Source organism: Humitalea sp. 24SJ18S-53 (genome assembly GCF_050632385.1).
Taxonomy (GTDB): domain Bacteria; phylum Pseudomonadota; class Alphaproteobacteria; order Acetobacterales; family Acetobacteraceae; genus Humitalea.
The window spans coordinates 4,307,489-4,326,171 of the sequence record NZ_CP192599.1; the positions used below are offsets into that span (position 1 = coordinate 4,307,489).

An 18,683-nucleotide genomic window follows, 5' to 3' on the forward strand; every position below is an offset into this window, starting at 1 on the left:
GTCATGCACGAGCTTGTCCCCGGCTTCCAAGCAGCATCGCGAACGCCCATCATCACGCAGATCAATGAAGGGGCTCGCATGGCCGATCTCGGGACGCTGGACCTGAACCTGTTGCGGGTCTTCGATGCCGTGGCGCGGGAACGGCACGTGACGCGGGCGGCCGAACGACTGCATCTGTCGCAGCCGGCCGTATCGAACGCGCTGGCGCGGCTGCGGGCGGCGCTGGGGGATGAATTGTTCCTGCGCCGGCCGGGCGGGGTGGAACCGACCGCGCTGGCGCTGTCGCTGGCCGCCCCCGTGGCGGAAATGCTGGACCGGCTGCGCGAAACCCTCGCGACCCACGCGCCCTTCGACCCCGCGACCTCCACCCGCACCTTCATGGTCGGCTTCAGCGAATATGCGGAGGCGGTGCTGGGCGCGGCGCTGATCGAACGCATGGCGGCCGAAGCCCCCAACTGCATGCTTGCGATCCGCCACGCCGACCGCACCAATGCGCTGAACATGCTGGAATCCGGGGATGCCGGGCTGGCGGTCGCCGTGCTGGGCGAACCCCCTGCCCTCTATACCCGCGTGCGGCTGCTGCCAGAGGCCTTCCTGACCCTGGTGCGCCCGGGCCATCCGCTGGCCGAGGGCGAGATCAGCCTGGAACGTTTCGTCGCCTTTCCGCATCTGCTGCATTCGCCGAATGGCAGCCTGGATGGCGCGCTGGACGTACCGTTGCGGGAAGCGGGGTTCCCGCGCCGCCTGGGGGCGACGGTCGCGCATCTGTCGGCTGTCCCCGAAATCCTGCGGCGGACCGACCTGGTCATGACGCTCTCCGCGCGCCTGGCCCAGCAGATGGCCGATGTGCATGGGCTGGTGATGCGCCCCTGCCCGATCGAAATCCGCCACCTGCGCCTGTCGCTGGTGTTCCACCGGCGGTTCGAGGCCGACCAGGGCCACGCCTGGCTGCGCCGCACCCTGATGACCGTGGCGCGCGGGATGGGGCCGGCACCGGGATGATGTTCGATGTCGTGATTGTCGGCGCGGGATCGGCCGGGTCGCTGCTGGCGATGCGCCTTTCGGCGGCGGGGCTGACGGTGGGTGTCATCGAGGCCGGTGGGCATGACCGCCACCCCTGGATCCACATCCCCGCCGGCTACGCGAAGATCCTGACGCATCCGCGGCTGACCTGGGGGTTCCGCACGGCGCCGGACGAGGCGTTGGGCTTGCCCGCCTATGACTATCCGCGTGGAAAAGTCTGGGGCGGGTCGTCGTCGATCAACGGGTTGGGGCATGTGCGCGGGCATGCGTCGGACTACGACCTCTGGACCCAGCATGGCGCGACGGGCTGGGGGTGGGAGGCGATGTTGCCGGCCTTGTCCGCGCATGAATCCTATATCGGCGAGGACCCGGACGGGCTGCGCGGCCGCGATGGCCCCATTCCCGTGTCGCCCCTGGCGGAAACCCCGCCCTTGCTGGAACGCATGGTCGCGGCGGCCGAGGCCATCGGCATCCCGCACAACCCCGACATGAACGGTGCGCGCCGCGAGGGCGTCGCCCTGTTCCAGCAAACCCGGCGCGGCCGCGCGCGGGTGTCAGCCGCGCGCGCCTGCCTGATCCCCGCCCTGCGCACCGGGCGCGTCAACATCATCGACCGGGCGCTGGCACTGCGCGTCGTCGTTGAAGCGGGCCGCGCGACCGGCGTCGCCATCCGGCGCGAGGGCGTGGAAAGCGTGGTGCAGGCGCGCAAGGAGGTGATCCTGGCGGCGGGCGCCATCGGCAGCCCGCATCTGCTGATGCTGTCGGGGCTGGGGCCGGCCGACGCCCTTTCCGCCCATGGCATCGTGCCCCTGCGCGACATCCCCGGCATCGGCCAGAACCTGCAGGATCATTTCATCGTGCGGCTGACCTGGCGCCTGGCCGGTCACCGCTGGTCGGCCAACCGCCGCATCACCTGGCCGCGCCTGGGGCTGGAGGCGGCGCGCTGGCTGATCCAGGCCAAGGGCGCCCTCACTTGGTCACCCGGCATGATGGCGGTCTTTGCCGATACGCGCCGGATCGAGGCAGGGCGCGCCGCGGATGCGGAGACCGTGCCCGACGTGCAGTTCAACGCCGGCCCACTGTCCTGGCAGCCCGGCCGGATCGGCGTGCCGGAGGATTTGCCGGGTGCGACCACCGGCGTCTGGCAATGCCGGCCGGAAAGCCGGGGTGCGGTGACGCTGGCTTCGCCCGATCCGGCCGCGGCGCCGCGCATCGCGCCACGGTATCTGGCAACGCCGGGCGACCGGGATGCGCTGCTGCGGGGGCTGCGCCTGGCGCGGCGCTGGATGACTGCGGCACCGCTGCGGGGCGTCGTGACCGGGGAGGTTCGGCCCGGCCCGGATGTGGCCGATGATGCCGGGCTGCTGGCGTTTTCACGGGCGGCGGGCGGCACCGTCTATCACCCCTGCGGCACCGTCCGCATGGGGGGCGCCGACGCGCCGCTGGATCCACAGTTGCGGTTGCGTGGGTTGGATGGGTTGCGAGTGATCGATGCCAGCGTGTTCCCGACGATCCCCGTCTGCAACATCAACGCGACGGTGCTGGCGGTGGCGGAACGCGGGGCGGGGATGGTGCTGGCGTAGGCCGCGTCAGAAGGCCGATAGCCTGCGCGTCGGCGCCTCGACCCCACCCGGCAGCGGCAAGCCCTCGCGGCGCAGGCAGGCGTTGAAGGAGCGCCGCTCGGCCTCGGCGACTTCGGCGCGAACGCGGTCCATGTTGTCCCGGTTCTGGATGTTCATGCTGCGGTTGGCGGCGATCACGCCGGGGTCGCGGCGTGCCTCGGCGCGGCAGGCGGCGACTTCCGGCGTGTCGTTCAGATGGATCTGGCCAGCGGCACGCGGGCCGCAGGCAGCCAGGAGCAGGCAGGCAATCAGGGCAGATGAGCGGATCATGCGTGTTCCAACCAATCTTCGATCAGGCGGCGGGCGATGCTGTCGACGCGCGGCAGGCTGAAGCCGCCCGCCACCGGGTCGCGCAATTCGGCGCGGGTGAACCAGCGCGCGTCGCGCAATTCCTCCGGGTCGATGGTGATCTCATCCGACAGGCCTTCGCCGTAGAAGCCCAGCATGATGCTGGCCGGGAAGGGCCAGGGCTGGCTGGAATGGTAGCGCACGGCGCCGACGGTGATGCCCGATTCCTCGTGCACTTCGCGCCGCACGGCTTCTTCCAGGCTTTCGCCGGGTTCGACGAAGCCGGCCAGCGTCGAATACATCGTCACGTTCGGAAAGCGCTGCGAATGGCCCAGCAGGCAGCGGTCGCCGTGCACCACCAGCATGATCACCGCAGGGTCGGTGCGCGGGAAATGCTGCGCCCCGCAACCGGTGCAGGTCATCGCATTGCCCGCATTGCGCGGTTCACAGGTGGCACCGCAGACGCCGCAGAAACGGTGCCGGGTGCGCCAATGCATCAGCCCGCGGGCATGGGCGAGCACGCTCGCCTCGCCCGCCGGCAACAGCCCCGCGACGCCGCGCAGGTCGGTGAAGGCGCCAAGATCGGGCGGCAACAGCGGCAGGGGATCCTCGGCGGCCGAACAATCGACGGCGAAGACGGGCCGGCCGCCCCACAGGCCCAGTAGCGCCCAGGGGCCGCCCGCCATGCGCACGGCATCGGCGGCGGCGGGGGAGAGGAACACCGCCTCCGGCGTCCCGGCCTCGACCCCGCGCATCAGGCTGCGGCTGCGCCAGACCGGCGCGAACAAGGCGGCCGGATCGGTCAGGGCGGCGGCCAGGAAATCGGCGTCGTCGCGGCGGTTGCTGACGCGGTCGATCGGGCTGCCGGTATAGACGTTCACGCGGCTGGCGGGGATGGAGAGCATGATTGAGGTTACTGCCACGCGGCCGCACCCTCGGCAAACCGGCACGCGGCCGATAGGCTCGGCCGATGGATTTCTGGCAGGTTTTTGACGACACCGCCCCGCCCGCACCCTGGACGGACGCCTATCCGGCGACGATGCCCGATGGGCGGGTGCTGTGGCTGCCGATCCGCGACCGGGGCGACCATGCCGTCACGGGGCTGATCGCCAACCAGGCGAGTTTCGCCGTCGCCCGCGCCCTGGCCGGCTGGATGACCGAGGCCGCGCGCGGCTTTGGCGCCGATGTCGTGGTCGGGCTGCCGAGCCAGGGCCAGGTTTTCGCCCCCCTGATCGCCGAGGCCCTGGGCCATACCAACTGGGTCGCGCCGGGATGGTCGAGAAAGACCTGGTACGACGCGGCGCTGTCGGCCCCGGCGCATTCATCCACCAGCCCCGATGCGCGGGCGATGTGGCTGGACCCACGGGTGCTGCCCAGGCTTGCGGGGCGGCGGGTGCTTCTGGTGGATGATGTGCTGGCGACGGGGGCCTCGGCCCTGGCCGGGCTGGCCTTGCTGGACCGGGCCGGGGTGCGACCGGTGGCGATGGTGGCGGCGATGCTGCAAGGCGATCGCTGGCGTGCCAAGTGGCCCGCGGATGTGCCGGTGGTGGCGGCGTTTGCCACGCCGGTGCTGGCGCCGGTGGCGGGTGGCTGGGGGTGCCAATAACGGGGAAGTTGCGCCGTGGAAGGGGCTTCGCCCCCTCCACACCACCCCCACCAGGGGCCGCCGCCCCTGGACCGGCGGGATGTATTGGCATAATAAAGAGAGGGGCACGGCGTTCCATTGGTCAATGGATCGCGCGTGATGCCCCTCTCTTTATTCTGCCAAATTCCGTGGGTTCCAAGGGGCCACGGCCCCTTGGTGGGGAGAGTTTGAGAGGGGCAAAGCCCCTCTCAAAGCGCCACCTTCCCGTTACTTAGCCCCACGCAGCGCCAGCGTGCCCAGCCCCGCCAGAACCGCGCACATCACGAACCCCGCCGAATAGCCGCCGGTCGCCTGCACCAGCGCCGAAAACAGCGACGGCGAGACCAGCATTGCGCCACCAAACACCACGCCCAGCGCCGCCGTCGCGGCCCCGGCCCGGCCCGCGGGGACGACCCGCGCGGCTTCGGCCAGCAACACGCCGTTCCAGCCGACGGCGGTGGCGCCCATGGCCATGCCGGCCAGGATGATCATCGCCTGCGGCCAGCCGGGCCCCGCCACGGCCAGCACCAGGCCTGAGACGACGGTGCCGAGGCCAAGCCCGGTCAGCACCGGCAGGGCACCGACCCGGTCGGCCATGAAGCCCCAGGCGACGCGGCCCGCGACCCCGGCCCCCTGGCCGATGGCCAGGGCAATGCCGGCCTGGCCAAGGGCGACGCCCAGGACCTCGACCTGCCAGACCACGAAGAAGGAGGCGAAGCAGAACTGGCTGGCGCCGAACCCCGCCGCCGCCAGGGTCAGGCACAAAAGCGCCCGATGCTGGCGCAGCAGCGCCAAGCTGGATGCGGCTTCCCGCAGCGCCGATCCGTCGATGCGCGTGCCCGGCACCCGGTCCGCATCCAGCGCCGCGCGCAGCGGTTGCAGCGATATCGCGACCAGCACCGCGACCAGGGCGATCGTCGCCGCCCCCCAGCGCCAGCCGAAGGCGACGCCAACGGCCGGTGCCAGGGCCGCGACCATCATGTTGCCCGCCGGCACGCCGCATTGCTTCAGGCTGAAGATCAGGCTGCGCTGGTGCGGCGGCGCGCGGCTGGCCAGCAGGTGGCTGCCCGCCGGCGTCACCGGCCCATGGCCGAACCCCGCCAGCAGGGCCGATGCCGCCAGCGCCGTGGGCGTGCCCACCAGCGCCAGCAGGATGCCGCAGGCGATCAGGCACAGCCCGATCTGCAACAGCCGCACCCCGCCCCAGGCGCGCAGCAAGGTCGCGGTGAAGGGGCCGGAAATCAGCGCCCCGCCATAGACCAGCGCGGTATTGTAGCCGGTCAGGCTGGCCGCCAGCCCGGTTTCGGCCGCGATGGCGGGGGCCAGGACGGGGATGGTGAGGAAGGCGCCCATGCCGGCCAGGTGCACGCCCAGAAGCGCCACCATCACCGTCCAGACCGAAGGCTGTGCAAACATGGGTTTCATGTTGCGGGTGCGAAGGCCGGGCGTCCATGACCGCGCCGCCACACGTTATGTTGCATCGCGGCACACGCCATACTGTTGACCCAGTCCCCCCGGTAAGGGCAGGGCATGCGCGCCATGAACCTGTCTGCCCGCCTCCTGCTCCTGTTCCTCCTCCTGGCCGCGCCGGTCGCGGCGCAGGAGGCGCCGCCGATCCTGGCGCCCATGCCATTGCCGCCGGCATCGGTGGTGCCGGTCTCGGCGGAGGGACCGGCGCCAGCCGCGGTGCCCGCCGCCGCGCCAGCCACGCCCGCCGCGGCGCTGCCGGCGGCCGAGGCCGCGCGGCTGCGCGACCTGTTGCGCGACGATGCCCGCAGGGCCGATCTGCTGCGCACCCTGGACGCGTTGTCGACCGCCAGCGGCGCACCCGCCGCGGCGCCCGCCGCCGGCGGCGACCCCGCCACCCCTGGAACGGCCCCGGCCGCCGAGCCCGCCGCCAGCCCGATCCCGGAAATCCTGGCCCCCAACACGCTGGGCGCGCAGTTGCTGATGGGGGCCAGCCAGCGCATCCAGTCGATGTCCGACCAGTTGGTCGCGGCCATCCAGGCGCTGACCGACCTGCCGTCGATGGCGGCCTTCGTGTCCAACCTGGCGCGCGACCCGGTGACCCAGGCGCGGGTGCTGGATGCGTCGTGGAAACTGGCGCTGCTGTTCGGCCTGGGGCTGCTGTCGGAAAGCATGGCCCGGCGCAGCATCAGCCGCTGGCGCGACAGGCTGGATGCGGCGACCCCGCCGGGCGATGCGCCCTGGCCCTGGCTGCGCCGGGTACCGCTGGTCTTGGGGCGGCTGGTGCTGGACATGATACCGGTCGGGGCCTTTGCCGTCGTCTCCTATGGGCTGATCGGGGCGGTGAACCCGCTGCCGACGACGCAACTGATCCTGCTGGGCTGCAACAACGCCTATATCCTGGCGCGGGCGATCCTGATCGTCGCGCGGATGCTGTTCTCACCGGCATCGACGCATCTGCGGCTGCTGCCCTGCACGGATGAGACGGCGGCCTACATCACCGTCTGGCTGCGGCGGATCGTCGCGGTCGGCGTGGTCGGGTTCAGCCTGGCCGAAACCGGGCTGCTGTTTGGCCTGCCGTGGTCGGCCTATGATTCCATCATCCGGCTCGTGCTGCTGATGATCTCGTTGTTCCTCGGCATCGTCGTGCTGCAGAACCGTGCCGCCGTCGCCGCCGTGCTGCGCGCCCCACCCCTGGCCGAAGGCGAAAGCCCCGATCGGGGGCGCCGCCTGCTGCGCGCGCTGCGCTCGCGCCTGGCCGAGGTCTGGCACGTCATCGCCATCCTCTACCTGCTGGCGCTTTGGGGCGTCTGGGCGCTGGAGGTGCGCGACGGCTTCGAGCGCCTGTTGCATGTCTCGCTCACCACCGTCGCCGTCGTGGCGGTGGCCAAGCTGCTGGACGAGGGGCTGCGCCGGGCGCTGATCCGCGGCTTTCGCGTCGGCGACGATCTGGCGGTGCGCTACCCGGGGCTGGAACTGCGGGCGAACCGCTATTTGCCCGTGCTGAAGGGCGTGCTGTCCACGCTGATCATGGTCGTGGCGGTGCTTGTCCTGCTGGAATCCTGGGGCATCCAGTCCTTCGCCTGGTTCAAGCGCGGCGCGCTCGGCAACCGGTTGCTGGGGTCCGTGGTGCAGATGGGCTTCGTGCTGCTGCTGGCGGTCGGGGTGTGGGAGGCGGTGAACGCCTCCATCGCGCGTTACCTGGAACGGCTGTCGCGCGACGCCAAGGCGGCGAAATCCGCCCGCGTGCGCACCCTGCTGCCGATGCTGAAGACGGCGCTGCTGGTGGTCATCCTGACCTTCGTCATCCTGAACGTGTTGACCGAGATCGGGGTGAACGTGGCCCCGCTGATCGCCGGTGCGGGCGTGATCGGCCTGGCGGTCGGCTTCGGCAGCCAGAAGCTGGTGCAGGACGTGATCACCGGCATCTTCCTGTTGTTCGAGGATGCGGTGGCGGTCGGCGATTCCGTGCAACTGGGCGGGATGAGCGGCACGGTCGAACAACTCTCGATCCGCTCGATCCGGCTGCGCGCGCTGGATGGCAGCATCCACATCGTGCCGTTCAGCGCGGTAACCACGGTGACCAACCAGTCGCGCGACTTCGGCTTTGCCGTGATGGACGTGGCCCTGCCCTATAGCGAGGATACCGACCGGGTGGCCGAGGTGCTGCGCTGCGTCGGCGAGAGCATGCGCGACGATGCGAAATACGGCCCGATGATCCGCGATTCGCTGGACGTCATGGGCGTGGACAAGCTGGGCGACACCTCGGTGGTCCTGCGCGTGCGGCTGAAGACCGATCCGTCGGCGCGCTGGGCGGTGGGCCGGGAGTTCAACCGGCGCATGAAGAAGCTCTTTGCCCAGGAAGGGATCGAGCACCCCTCCCAGGCGCCAACGATGCTGGTGGAGCAGAAGCCGAAGCCCTCGGCCTGAAACGCTGACCAGATATGCGCGACGGGCGCGGGTGCAGTGCGGCATGGCGTGGCTAAGGTCACGCCATGAAAACGCACCGGATCATGATGATTAGCGGCCCGGCCGCTCAGTAGCCTCTCGCGGGGGGCTGCGGCCGGGACACCCCGCGACGCTCCCTTCACCCGATGATCCGGGAATTTCCAAAAATGTATTCCGACACACCGCTGACAGCGGCCAGTTTCTCCGTCCTCGCCGATGCCTCCGCCGGGCTTTTGCCGCGGTTGCTGGAACCTTTCGCCAAGCGCGACCTGGTGCCCGACCGGGTGCGGTCGCAGCGCCAGGGTGGGGTGATGACCATGGACATCACGCTGCATGCGATGCCCGCCCATATGGTGGACTTGGTGGCCGGGAACCTCGGTCAGGTGGTCGGCGTGCGGCGGGTGGAGGCGATGGAGGGTCGCCGCGTGGCCGCGGCCTGATTTTTCGCCTTGCTGCTGACCGCCGTACGCGACGGAATTGCTGCGGAGCGTGAACTACGAGCCTGTCTGACCAATCCCGCCTTGGGCCAGGACGAAGGCGGCGATTTCCGCCACGCCCTGGTTGATCTTCAGGTTGGTGAAAATGAAGGGCCGCGCACCGCGCATCTTCTTGGCGTCGCGGTCCATCACGCCGAGGTCGGCGCCGACCAGCGGGGCGAGGTCGGTCTTGTTGATCACCAGCAGGTCCGACCGCGTGATGCCCGGCCCACCCTTGCGCGGGATCTTGTCGCCGGCCGAGACATCGATGACGTAGATCGTCAGGTCCGCCAGTTCCGGGCTGAAGGTCGCGGCCAGGTTGTCACCGCCGCTTTCGATGAACAGCACTTCAAGATTGGGGTGCCGCGCCGACATGTCGGCGACGGCGGCCAGGTTGATCGAGGCATCTTCGCGGATCGCGGTATGCGGGCAGCCGCCGGTTTCGACGCCCATGATGCGATCGGGCGATAGCGCACCGGAACGCGTCAGGAATTCGGCGTCTTCCCGCGTGTAGATATCGTTGGTGATGGCGGCGATGTCGTGGTCGTCGCGCAGGTATTTGCACAAGCGGTCGAGCAGCGCGGTCTTGCCCGAGCCCACGGGGCCGCCGACGCCGACGCGGAAGGGTCCGTTTCTCATGAACGAAAGAGCCTTGTGTATTGGGTTTCATGGGCCATCGAAAACAGGTCCAGCATAGGAGTCGCGCTGCCGATGTCCTCCAACGGCGTCGCCAGGGCGGCATCGGTCGCGCGGGTGACGGCAGCGACCAGCGCCGCCGTCGCGATCTGCCCATCGGTCTGGCCCAGCGGGATCAACCTTACCCCCGCCGAGACGAGATTGGCGACGAAGCCCGACAGGTAGGCATAGGCCGAGGCCCGCAACGGCAGCCCGGCGAACCCAGCCGCCGCGCCAAAGACCACGGCATGCGCCAGCCGCCCCGGATGCCGCGCGACGAAAGCCGCAAAACCATCCTGGGGCCAGGCGCTTTGCGTGATGCGGGCGAAGGAATCACCTTGTTGCAGGCTTTCCAGCGCGGTTTCCGCCGTGCCGCGAAAGGCGGCGCCCAGGGCCGCCACGGCATCCAGGGCCGCGTCATCGCCCACCGCGCGATGCGCGGCGGCCAGCAGCGGCCCATCGACCGAGGCCGCGCCATCCGCCAGCACCGCTTCGATATAACCGACCAGGTCGGCGCGGTTGCGTAGCGCGCCCTCCTCCACCGCCATCTCGATGCCGTGGCTGTAGGAGAAGCCGCCGATCGGATAGGCCGGGGAGGTCCAGGCCAGCAGGCGGCCGAGGTCGATCTCAGTGGTGGTGATGGTCGTCGCCATGGTGATGCGTGTGGGGGTGTGCCGCGGCGCGGTTATGCTCGCCATAGGCGCCGCCTTCGGGGTTGAAGGGGGCCAGGACTTCTTGCACCCCGGCGCCGAGGCCACGCAGCATCGTCTCGATGACATGGTCGTGGCGGATCAGGATGCGGGCGCCGTCGATCTCCGCCGGCAGATGGCGGTTGCCGAGGTGCCAGGCCAGCCGAGCGAGGCTGATTGCTTCGCCGGCCGTCACTTCGATCAGCGGTTCGGGTTTGGCGCGCACGGCGACCAGGCTGCCGTCCTCCAGCCGCAAGGCATCGCCGTCGCGCAGCACGGTCGCCTCCGGCAGGTCGAGCAGGAAGGCCAGCCCGCCCTCCGCGACATAGGCTTTCCGCCGGCGAAACCGGTCGTCGAAATCCAGGGTGATGGTGTCGCGCGAATCCTTCCAGGATCCGGCGGCAAGAATCGTGTCGGCGCGGAGCATCAGAACAGAAAATACCTCTGGGCCATGGGCAAGACGCTTGCCGGTTCGCAGATCAGCAGCGCGCCATCGGCGCGCACTTCATAGGTCTCGGGATCGACCGTCACTTTTGGCGTGGCGTTGTTCAACACCATGTCCTTCTTGCCGATGCCGCCGCGCGTGTTGTGCACGGCCAGCAAGGGCCGCGACAATCCGATACGGTCGCCGATGCCATTGGCCAGCGCCGCGGCCGAGGTGAAGGTGACGGCCGAGGCCACCATGGACTTCCCATAGGCCCCGAACATCGGCCGGTAATGCACCGGCTGCGGCGTCGGGATCGAGGCATTGGGATCGCCCATCGGCGCCATGGCGATGGTTCCGCATTTCAGGATCATCTCGGGCTTCACACCGAAGAAGGCGGGCGCCCAGAGCACCAAATCGGCCAGTTTTCCGGGCGCGATGCTGCCGACATGCGCCGCGATGCCCTGCGCGATGGCGGGGTTGATCGTGTATTTCGCGATGTAGCGGCGTACGCGCATGTTGTCGTTGTCACCGGTCTCCTCCACCAGGCGACCGCGCTGCTGCTTCATCTTATGCGCGGTCTGCCAGGTGCGGATGATCACCTCACCCACGCGCCCCATCGCCTGGCTGTCGGAGGACATCATGCAGATGGCACCGAGGTCGTGCAGGATGTCCTCGGCCGCGATGGTTTCGCGGCGGATGCGGGATTCGGCGAAGGCGACATCTTCCGGGATGCGCGGGTCGAGGTGATGGCAGACCATGAGCATGTCCAGGTGCTCATCGGCCGTGTTGATCGTGTAGGGCATGGTCGGGTTGGTGCTGCTGGGCAGCACATTGGGGTAGCCGACGATGCGCAGGATGTCCGGCGCATGACCGCCGCCGGCGCCTTCGGTGTGGAAGGCCTGGATGGTGCGGCCACCGATGGCGCGGATGGTGTCCTCGACAAAGCCCGATTCGTTCAGCGTGTCGCTGTGGATCGCGACCTGGATGTCATAGGCATCCGCGACCGTCAGGCAGGTGTCGATGGCCTTTGGTGTGGTGCCCCAATCCTCGTGCAGCTTCAGCCCGCAGGCGCCGCCCAGGATCTGTTCTTCCAGGGCAGCCGGAAGGGCGGCATTGCCCTTGCCCAGGAAGCCCAGATTCATCGGGAAGGATTCAGCCGCCTGCATCATCCGCGCCATGTGCCATGGCCCTGGTGTGGAGGTCGTCGCCAGCGTGCCATGCGCGGGGCCGGTGCCGCCGCCGAACATAGTGGTGATGCCGGAGGCGAGCGCTTCCTCGATCTGCTGCGGGCAGATGAAATGGATATGTGCGTCGATGCCGCCCGCGGTCAGGATTTTTCCCTCACCCGCGATGATTTCCGTGCCCGGGCCGATGATGATGGTGACGCCGGGCTGCGTGTCGGGATTGCCGGCCTTGCCGATCGCGGCGATCCGCCCGTCCTTCAGCCCCACATCGGCCTTGAGGATCCCGGCCGCATCGACGATCAGCGCATTGGTGATGACCGTGTCCATCGCGCCCTGTTCGCGGGTGCGCTGGGACTGGCCCATGCCGTCGCGGATGACCTTGCCGCCGCCGAACTTCACTTCCTCACCATAGACGGTCAGGTCGCGTTCGACTTCGATGATCAGGTCGGTATCCGCCAGCCGCACGCGGTCGCCCGTGGTGGGGCCATACATGCCGGCATAGGCGTGACGGGATATCCGCATCAGACGACGCCCTCGATTTCGCCACGGAAGCCATGGATGATCCTGGCGCCGCGGAAGGGCACGAGGCGGATGGTGCGTGTCTGGCCGGGTTCGAAGCGCACGGCGGTGCCGGCTGCGATGTCGAGCCGCTTGCCGCGCGCCGCCACGCGGTCGAATTCCAACGCCGGATTCGTTTCGTTGAAATGGTAGTGGCTGCCAACCTGGATCGGCCGGTCGCCGGTATTCGCCACCACCAGTTCCGTCACCGGGCTGCCGGCGTTGAGTTCGATCTCGCCGGGCGCTGTAAAAATCTCGCCCGGGATCATCGGATCGGCCTGTGCACGGTGACGAGCTTGGTGCCGTCCGGGAATGTCGCCTCGACCTGGATTTCGGGGATCATTTCCGGAATGCCCTCCATCACCTGGGCGGCGGTCAGCACGGTGCCGCCGTCGCGCATGAGCTCGGCGACGCTGCGGCCATCGCGCGCACCCTCCACCACGTAATCGCTGATGAGGGCCACGGCCTCGGGGTGGTTCAGGCGCAGGCCGCGGTCCAGCCTTCGGCGCGCGACCTGCGCGGCCATGGCGATCAGCAGCTTGTCTTTTTCGCGGGGGGTCAGGTGCATGCGTGCATCATGGAACGAGCCATATCAATTCGTCCACAGCCGCGGCAACCGCGCCGGCAGGCCCAGATGCGGGGCGCGCAGGGCCAGGATGGCGGCCGCTACGGTGGCGCGCACGGCCGTCGCCTCACCGATGATGCGCGCCAGCAGCAGCCCCGGGGCGGGGATGGTGGCCGCCGCGCGGGCCGGCCCGGCCAGCGCGTTCCGCAACACCGGCAGCAGCGCCGCCGCCCCCGGCCCCACGCACAACAGCGTGGACAGCGCCCCGGCGCCGCCGAAACGAAACCGGTCGGCCAGCACGGCCGCATCAGTGATGCGCATGGCATCGGCCCAGAGCAGCCGGTCACCGACATGCAACCGCCAGGAATCGTGCAGCGTAAGCGTCGCCAGGACCTCCTTATGCGCCGCGCGGCCAAAAACCAGCGTTTCCACGGCCAGCAGGCGGGCATCGGCCGCCAGGCGGATCGTCGTGGCCCGGGCCAGCGAGGCGCGGTCGAACAGGATCGTTTCCTGCGGGATCCATTCCAGCGCGGCCCCGGCCCCGGCGGCCAGGTCCACGGCGATCCGCGTCGGCGGCCCCAGGCTGCGGTAGATCTTCTCCGCCGCCGCCGTCGCCACGGTCAGGCGCGCGTCGGCATCGAGCGTGATGCCGATGCGTAGCGCATCGCCACCGGCCAGGCCGCCGCCGATGTTCAGCAAGGCGGCGGTCGTCGCCTCATCCGGTTCCGGGTCGGGCAGCAGCAGCCGCAGCGGGGCCATCTGCCGCAAGTCGGCGGGCGCCGCGCCATGGGGGGCCGCCGTGAAGCGCGCGAGGATGCCGCCTTCGGCACGTTGATGTCTGGCTGGGAGCACGCGGCGACAATGCCACGATCCGCGGCCGTGGAAACCCGGGGGCACGACGATGATTTGCTGTGCGGGACGCGGGCGAACTGCACGCGAAAGGGGCATCCACCGTGCCAGCGGCATCCGGCGCGGCGGATCATGGACTTGGCACGGGCCTCGCTAAGCCACGACGATCAGGCACCGAAACCTGTGCGTCCAAAACACAAGAGGGCTATGTCATGACAACCCGCCTCCCCCCCGTCACACGCCGGACCGCGATCGCGGGCCTGGGCGCTGCTTTGGCGTTGCCGTACATCCGCCCGTCGATGGCGCAGGCCGCGCCGATCAAGGTCGGCGTGCTCCACTCCCTGTCCGGCACCATGGCGATCAGCGAGACCGCGCTGCGCGACACCGTGCTGATGATGATCGAATGGCAGAACAGCCGCGGTGGCCTGCTGGGTCGCCGGCTTGAGGCGGTGGTCGTCGATCCCGCGTCCAACTGGCCGCTCTTCGCCGAAAAGGCGCGTGAACTGCTGGCCGTGTCGAAGGTCGACGTGACCTATGGCTGCTGGACCTCGGTGTCGCGCAAGTCGGTTCTGCCGGTCTTCGAAGAACTGAACGGCCTGCTGTTCTACCCCGTCCAGTACGAAGGCGAGGAAGAAAGCCGCAACATCTTCTACACCGGCGCCGCGCCGAACCAGCAGGCGATCCCGGCGGTCGAATATCTGCTCGGCCCCGATGGCGGTTCGGCCAAGCGCATCGCGCTGCTCGGCACCGACTACGTCTATCCGCGCACCACCAACCGCATTCTGCGCGGCTACCTGAACAGCAAGGGCATCCCCGATGCCGATATCATCGAGGAATACACGCCCTTCGGTCACAGCGACTGGCAGGGCATCGTCGCCCGCGTGAAGCGCTTTGCCGGTGAGGGCAAGAAGACCGCGATCGTGTCGACCATCAATGGCGACGCGAACGTTCCCTTCTACCGCGAACTCGGCAACCAGGGGATCAAGGCCGAGGATATTCCCTCCGTCGCCTTCTCGGTCGGCGAGGAAGAGCTGGCCGGCATCGATGCGCGGCCGCTGGTCGGGCACCTGGCCGCCTGGAACTACTTCATGTCGGTGCAGTCGCCGGCGAACACCGAGTTCCTGGCGCTGTGGCGCGCTTATATCAAGAACCCGCGCCGCGTCACCAACGACCCGATGGAAGCCACCTACACCGGCTTCAAGATGTGGGCCCAGGCCGTGGCGCAGGCCGGCACGACCTCGGTCGACGCCGTCCGCACCGCGATGATCGGCCAGAAGGTGCAGGCGCCCGCCGGCTACGAAGAGCAGATGTTCGCCAACCATCACCTGTCCAAGCCGGTGATGATCGGCGAAATCCAGGCCGATGGTCAGTTCAACATCATCAGCAAGACGCCGACCGCGATCCCCGCGGAGAACTGGTCGCCGTTCATCCCCGAGAACGCCAATCGGCGCCGGCCCTGATGGCCTATTGGCGAGCGGGAGCCGTCGCAGTTGTTCTGCTTCTGCTCGCCACCCTGCCAGCCCGTGCGCAGGACGCCTTTACGGCGCTCCTGCCCGGGCTGACCGGAAGTTTCGCCGAGCAGGCGGACGCCGTGGAGCGCCTTGGGGCGCTCGGCGATCCGCGTGCCCTGCCGATCCTGCGCGCACTGGGCGATACCAGGCTGCTGCGCGGCCCCGACAACACGGTCATTGTCAGCGAAGCCCAGCCCCCGGCGGGCAGCGACGTGATCCGCATCAACAATCGCGTGCGTGGCGCCCTGCGCGGCGCCCTTGGTCGGCTGCAACTCGCGTCCAGTGATCCGGCCGAGCGACTCATCGCCGCCGAAGCGATCCTGCGCAACCGCAGCGCCGATGACATCCCCATGCTGGAAGTCGCCCTCGGGCGCGAGAATGTCGCGCGCAACCGCGACCGCATCGCCCTGGCCCTTGGTGGCGCGCGGCTGGCCGCGGCCGACCCCGCGACCAAGCGGATCGGCATTGCCGCGCTGGGGCGGTCCACCTCCCCCGAAGCGCGGTCGCTGCTGATCGAATCCCGCGCGCAGAACCCCGATTTGGCGCAGGAAATCGCCAGCGCCATCTCCGATATCGACGAACGCCTGGCGTTCCGCCGAGCGGCGGAGACGACGTTCCAGGGCCTGTCGCTCGGGTCGGTGCTGCTGCTGGCGGCCCTTGGCTTGGCCGTGACCTTTGGCGTCATGGGCATCATCAACATGGCGCACGGCGAGTTCGTGATGCTCGGCGCCTACACGACCTTCGCCGTGCAGGAGCTTTGCCGCAACATCCCGGCCCTGCAGCCCTGGTCGCTGCCGCTGGCGGTGCCGGCGGCCTTCCTGGTCACGGCCGCGATCGGTGCGGCGATGGAGCGCGGGTTGATCCGCCACCTGTATGGCCGGCCGCTGGAAACCCTGCTCCTGACGTTTGGTGTCGGCATGGTGTTGCAACAGGTCGTGCGCCTGACCTTTGGCGCGCAGAACCGCGAAGTCATCAGCCCCGCCTGGATGCAAGGCACGATGATCCTGCCGGGCGAGATCGCCATCACGCAGAACCGCGCCTGGATCATTTTGTTCTCGCTTTTTGTCCTGCTCGCCACCCTCGCCGCCATCCGCCTGACGCGCTTCGGGTTGGAAATGCGGGCCGTCGTGCAGAACCGCCGCATCGCCGCGACCATGGGCATCCGCACGGGCCGTGTCGATGCGATGACCTTCGCCTTCGGGTCGGGCATCGCCGGGCTGGCGGGTGTGGCGCTGTCGCAGATCGACAATGTCTCTCCCAACCTCGGCACCGGCTACATCATCGACAGCTTCATGGTCGTGGTTTTTGGTGGCGTCGGCAGCCTGATGGGCACGCTGGTCGGGGCCTTTACCCTCGGCTTGTTCAACAAGCTGCTGGAGCCCTACGCCGGGGTGGTGCTGGCCAAGGTGGCCGTGCTGGTCGGGATCATGATCTTCATCCAGCGTCGACCAAAGGGTCTGTTCGCGCTCAAGGGCCGGGCGGCTGATCAATGAACCGTCGCATTATTCTTATCGGCTGCGTCCTGCTGCTGGCCCTGATCCCGATCCTGAACCTTCTGCCACCCAGCAACGTCTTCCATGTCTCGGATTTCATCGTCAGCATTTCCGGCAAGTGGATCTGCTACGCGATCCTGGCCTTGGCGCTGGACCTGGCCTGGGGCTACGCGGGGATCCTGTCGCTCGGCCATGGCGCGTTTTTCGCGCTGGGCGGCTACGCGATCGGCATGCACCTGATGCGGCTGATCGGGCCGCGCGGTGTCTATGGCCATCCGGTGCTGCCCGACTTCATGGTCTTCCTGGGCTATACGGAACTGCCCTGGTACTGGCTGGGCTTCAACTGGTTCGCCTTCGCCTTTGCCATGGCGCTGGTGGTGCCGGGCTTGCTGGCGGCGGTGGTCGGGTATCTGGCGTTTCGCAGCCGCATCACCGGCGTCTACCTGTCGATCATCACCCAGGCGATGACCTATGCGCTGATGTTGGCCTTCTTTCGCAACGACATGGGTTTTGGCGGCAACAACGGCTTTACCGATTTCAAGGAATTGCTGGGGATGCCGCTGAACACCTCGGCCGCAAGGTCGGTGCTGTTCTACGCGTCGCTGGTCGCGCTGGTGGGGTCGTTCATCCTCTGCTCGGCGCTGACGCAGACCAAATTTGGGCGCGTGCTGACGGCGATCCGCGATGGCGAAAGCCGGACGCGGTTCCTCGGATACGATGTGACGAAGCACAAGCTGTTCGTCTTCGTGCTTTCGGCCATGCTGGCGGGGTTGGCGGGCGCGCTCTATGTGCCCCAGGTCGGCATCATCAACCCGGGCGAATTCAGCCCCGGCAATTCGATCGAGGCCGTGGTCTGGGTCGCCTTCGGTGGCCGCGGGACCCTGGTCGGGGCCGTCATCGGCGCTTTCTCGGTCAATGCGATCAAGACCTGGCTGACGTCCTTCGCGCCGGATTTGTGGTTGATCGCGCTGGGCTGCCTGTTCATCGCGGTGCCGCTGTTGCTGCCGCGCGGGTTGATCGGGTTGCTGCGCAAGGGGCCCGCGAAATGAGCAGCACCGGCCTTTACCTCGACGGCGTCTCGGTGGTCTTCGATGGCTTCCGCGCGCTGAACAATCTGTCGCTGATCGTCGAACCCGGCGAATTGCGGGCGATCATCGGCCCGAATGGCGCGGGCAAGACCACGATGATGGACGTCATCACCGGCAAAACCCGCCCGACGAAGGGCATCGTGCGCTTCCACGACACCGACCTGACACGCATGGACGAAGCCTCCATCGCCACCATGGGCATCGGCCGCAAATTCCAGAAGCCGACCGTTTTCGATGCGCTGACGGTGTTCGAAAACCTGGAACTGGCGCTGAAGGCACCGCGCGGGCCGATCCCCTGCATCCGCTGGAAGCTGAACAGCGAATCCCGTGGCAAGATCGACAGCATCATGGCGGAGATCGGCCTGTCCGAACGCGTGCAGGACCGCGCCGGCCTGCTCTCCCACGGCCAGAAGCAATGGCTGGAGATCGGGATGCTGCTGGCCCAGGACCCGCAACTGCTGCTGGTGGACGAACCCGTCGCCGGCATGACCGATCATGAGACCGAACTGACCTCCACCCTGTTGCGCGGCATCGCCGGCACCCGCAGCGTGGTGGTGGTCGAACATGACCTGGAATTCGTCCGCGCCCTCGGCAGCCGCGTGACCGTGCTGCACGAAGGCTCGGTCCTGTCCGAAGGGTCCATCGACCACGTGCAGAACGATCCGCGCGTGATCGAAGTCTATCTGGGGCGCTGAG

At 68.6% G+C, this 18,683-nt stretch carries 19 protein-coding genes; 9 read left to right on the forward strand and 10 right to left on the reverse strand.

All coding sequences use genetic code 11. The annotated features are described in order from the left end of the window. The first annotated feature begins 78 nt into the window (after window positions 1-78). Window positions 79-1,002 (forward strand): LysR family transcriptional regulator, encoded by a 924-nt coding sequence (locus tag ACQW02_RS20685; protein WP_431281795.1) that lies wholly within the window; start codon window positions 79-81, stop codon window positions 1,000-1,002. Then, the gene (locus ACQW02_RS20690) at window positions 999-2,606 is read left to right on the forward strand and encodes a GMC family oxidoreductase (RefSeq protein WP_431281796.1); all 1,608 of its coding nucleotides are present in this window, start codon (window positions 999-1,001) and stop codon (window positions 2,604-2,606) included. Before ACQW02_RS20685 ends, ACQW02_RS20690 begins: the two co-directional genes overlap by 4 nt. Before the next feature lie 6 nt (window positions 2,607-2,612). On the opposite strand, the gene ACQW02_RS20695 is transcribed toward ACQW02_RS20690, so the two are convergent. Next, window positions 2,613-2,915 (reverse strand): phosphoribosylamine--glycine ligase, encoded by a 303-nt coding sequence (locus ACQW02_RS20695; RefSeq protein ID WP_431281797.1) that lies wholly within the window; start codon window positions 2,913-2,915, stop codon window positions 2,613-2,615. Continuing rightward, on the reverse strand, window positions 2,912-3,838 hold the full coding sequence (gene nudC / locus ACQW02_RS20700; RefSeq protein ID WP_431285947.1) for an NAD(+) diphosphatase: 927 nt from the start codon (window positions 3,836-3,838) through the stop codon (window positions 2,912-2,914). Before nudC ends, ACQW02_RS20695 begins: the two co-directional genes overlap by 4 nt. Window positions 3,839-3,903: 65 nt before the next feature. Here nudC and ACQW02_RS20705 point away from each other — a divergent pair, with 65 nt between their 5' ends. Beyond that, on the forward strand, window positions 3,904-4,539 hold the full coding sequence (locus ACQW02_RS20705; protein WP_431281798.1) for a phosphoribosyltransferase: 636 nt from the start codon (window positions 3,904-3,906) through the stop codon (window positions 4,537-4,539). 246 nt (window positions 4,540-4,785) lie between these two features. On the opposite strand, the gene ACQW02_RS20710 is transcribed toward ACQW02_RS20705, so the two are convergent. Further along, the gene (locus tag ACQW02_RS20710; RefSeq protein WP_431281799.1) at window positions 4,786-5,982 is read right to left on the reverse strand and encodes an MFS transporter; all 1,197 of its coding nucleotides are present in this window, start codon (window positions 5,980-5,982) and stop codon (window positions 4,786-4,788) included. A 114-nt stretch (window positions 5,983-6,096) separates the two neighbouring features. On the opposite strand from ACQW02_RS20710, the gene ACQW02_RS20715 reads away from it, so the two are divergent. Both ACQW02_RS20715 and ACQW02_RS20720 read left to right on the forward strand, forming a co-directional pair. Continuing rightward, window positions 6,097-8,454 carry a mechanosensitive ion channel domain-containing protein gene (locus ACQW02_RS20715; protein ID WP_431281800.1) on the forward strand — a complete coding sequence of 786 codons (2,358 nt, stop codon included), beginning with the start codon at window positions 6,097-6,099 and terminating at the stop codon, window positions 8,452-8,454. 185 nt (window positions 8,455-8,639) lie between these two features. After that, window positions 8,640-8,912: a hypothetical protein gene (locus ACQW02_RS20720; protein WP_431281801.1), complete on the forward strand. Its 273-nt coding sequence runs from the start codon at window positions 8,640-8,642 to the stop codon at window positions 8,910-8,912. Between the two features lie 54 nt (window positions 8,913-8,966). Here the strand turns inward: ACQW02_RS20720 and ureG are convergent, their stop codons facing one another. The 7 genes from ureG to ACQW02_RS20755 are packed head-to-tail and all read right to left on the reverse strand — an operon-like array spanning window position 8,967 to window position 13,898. Further along, the gene (gene ureG / locus ACQW02_RS20725) at window positions 8,967-9,587 is read right to left on the reverse strand and encodes an urease accessory protein UreG (protein WP_431281802.1); all 621 of its coding nucleotides are present in this window, start codon (window positions 9,585-9,587) and stop codon (window positions 8,967-8,969) included. Then, the gene (locus ACQW02_RS20730; protein ID WP_431281803.1) at window positions 9,584-10,321 is read right to left on the reverse strand and encodes an urease accessory protein UreF; all 738 of its coding nucleotides are present in this window, start codon (window positions 10,319-10,321) and stop codon (window positions 9,584-9,586) included. The genes ureG and ACQW02_RS20730 overlap by 4 nt, the downstream gene beginning before the upstream one ends. Next, on the reverse strand, window positions 10,251-10,739 hold the full coding sequence (gene ureE / locus ACQW02_RS20735) for an urease accessory protein UreE (protein ID WP_431281804.1): 489 nt from the start codon (window positions 10,737-10,739) through the stop codon (window positions 10,251-10,253). Before ureE ends, ACQW02_RS20730 begins: the two co-directional genes overlap by 71 nt. Next, the gene (gene ureC / locus ACQW02_RS20740; RefSeq protein ID WP_431285948.1) at window positions 10,739-12,448 is read right to left on the reverse strand and encodes an urease subunit alpha; all 1,710 of its coding nucleotides are present in this window, start codon (window positions 12,446-12,448) and stop codon (window positions 10,739-10,741) included. Before ureC ends, ureE begins: the two co-directional genes overlap by 1 nt. Then, window positions 12,445-12,750, reverse strand: a complete 306-nt coding sequence (locus tag ACQW02_RS20745; RefSeq protein WP_431281805.1) for an urease subunit beta — start codon at window positions 12,748-12,750, stop codon at window positions 12,445-12,447. Before ACQW02_RS20745 ends, ureC begins: the two co-directional genes overlap by 4 nt. Then, on the reverse strand, window positions 12,747-13,049 hold the full coding sequence (locus tag ACQW02_RS20750; protein ID WP_431281806.1) for an urease subunit gamma: 303 nt from the start codon (window positions 13,047-13,049) through the stop codon (window positions 12,747-12,749). The genes ACQW02_RS20745 and ACQW02_RS20750 overlap by 4 nt, the downstream gene beginning before the upstream one ends. 24 nt (window positions 13,050-13,073) lie before the next feature. Next, entirely contained in the window at window positions 13,074-13,898 is an 825-nt protein-coding gene (locus ACQW02_RS20755) for an urease accessory protein UreD (RefSeq protein WP_431281807.1), read from the reverse strand. A gap of 209 nt (window positions 13,899-14,107) precedes the next feature. Between ACQW02_RS20755 and urtA the strand changes: the two genes are divergently transcribed. From urtA to urtD, 4 genes are read left to right on the forward strand one after another with little or no spacing between them, the layout of a single operon-like run. Beyond that, complete coding sequence (urtA, locus tag ACQW02_RS20760; RefSeq protein ID WP_431281808.1) at window positions 14,108-15,355, forward strand: urea ABC transporter substrate-binding protein; 1,248 nt, start codon at window positions 14,108-14,110, stop codon at window positions 15,353-15,355. Next, window positions 15,355-16,899: an urea ABC transporter permease subunit UrtB gene (gene urtB, locus ACQW02_RS20765; RefSeq protein ID WP_431281809.1), complete on the forward strand. Its 1,545-nt coding sequence runs from the start codon at window positions 15,355-15,357 to the stop codon at window positions 16,897-16,899. The genes urtA and urtB overlap by 1 nt, the downstream gene beginning before the upstream one ends. After that, window positions 16,896-17,948 carry an urea ABC transporter permease subunit UrtC gene (urtC, locus tag ACQW02_RS20770; protein ID WP_431281810.1) on the forward strand — a complete coding sequence of 351 codons (1,053 nt, stop codon included), beginning with the start codon at window positions 16,896-16,898 and terminating at the stop codon, window positions 17,946-17,948. Before urtB ends, urtC begins: the two co-directional genes overlap by 4 nt. After that, a complete protein-coding gene (gene urtD / locus ACQW02_RS20775; RefSeq protein ID WP_431281811.1) occupies window positions 17,945-18,682 on the forward strand; it encodes an urea ABC transporter ATP-binding protein UrtD in 738 nt (245 codons plus the stop codon). Before urtC ends, urtD begins: the two co-directional genes overlap by 4 nt. Window position 18,683 lies beyond the last annotated feature (1 nt).

Bases quoted from the DNA above. Each gene is read 5' to 3' on its own strand.
- urtA (WP_431281808.1), top strand. From the start codon at position 14,108: ATGACAACCCGCCTCCCCCCCGTCACACGCCGGACCGCGATCGCGGGC.
- nudC (WP_431285947.1), bottom strand. From the start codon at position 3,838: ATGCTCTCCATCCCCGCCAGCCGCGTGAACGTCTATACCGGCAGCCCG.
- urtB (WP_431281809.1), top strand. From the start codon at position 15,355: ATGGCCTATTGGCGAGCGGGAGCCGTCGCAGTTGTTCTGCTTCTGCTC.
- ureG (WP_431281802.1), bottom strand. From the start codon at position 9,587: ATGAGAAACGGACCCTTCCGCGTCGGCGTCGGCGGCCCCGTGGGCTCG.
- ACQW02_RS20720 (WP_431281801.1), top strand. From the start codon at position 8,640: ATGTATTCCGACACACCGCTGACAGCGGCCAGTTTCTCCGTCCTCGCC.
- ureE (WP_431281804.1), bottom strand. From the start codon at position 10,739: ATGCTCCGCGCCGACACGATTCTTGCCGCCGGATCCTGGAAGGATTCG.
- ACQW02_RS20685 (WP_431281795.1), top strand. From the start codon at position 79: ATGGCCGATCTCGGGACGCTGGACCTGAACCTGTTGCGGGTCTTCGAT.
- urtC (WP_431281810.1), top strand. From the start codon at position 16,896: ATGAACCGTCGCATTATTCTTATCGGCTGCGTCCTGCTGCTGGCCCTG.
- ACQW02_RS20695 (WP_431281797.1), bottom strand. From the start codon at position 2,915: ATGATCCGCTCATCTGCCCTGATTGCCTGCCTGCTCCTGGCTGCCTGC.
- ACQW02_RS20750 (WP_431281806.1), bottom strand. From the start codon at position 13,049: ATGCACCTGACCCCCCGCGAAAAAGACAAGCTGCTGATCGCCATGGCC.
- ACQW02_RS20710 (WP_431281799.1), bottom strand. From the start codon at position 5,982: ATGAAACCCATGTTTGCACAGCCTTCGGTCTGGACGGTGATGGTGGCG.
- ACQW02_RS20745 (WP_431281805.1), bottom strand. From the start codon at position 12,750: ATGATCCCGGGCGAGATTTTTACAGCGCCCGGCGAGATCGAACTCAAC.
- urtD (WP_431281811.1), top strand. From the start codon at position 17,945: ATGAGCAGCACCGGCCTTTACCTCGACGGCGTCTCGGTGGTCTTCGAT.
- ACQW02_RS20730 (WP_431281803.1), bottom strand. From the start codon at position 10,321: ATGGCGAGCATAACCGCGCCGCGGCACACCCCCACACGCATCACCATG.
- ACQW02_RS20715 (WP_431281800.1), top strand. From the start codon at position 6,097: ATGAACCTGTCTGCCCGCCTCCTGCTCCTGTTCCTCCTCCTGGCCGCG.
- ACQW02_RS20705 (WP_431281798.1), top strand. From the start codon at position 3,904: ATGGATTTCTGGCAGGTTTTTGACGACACCGCCCCGCCCGCACCCTGG.
- ACQW02_RS20690 (WP_431281796.1), top strand. From the start codon at position 999: ATGATGTTCGATGTCGTGATTGTCGGCGCGGGATCGGCCGGGTCGCTG.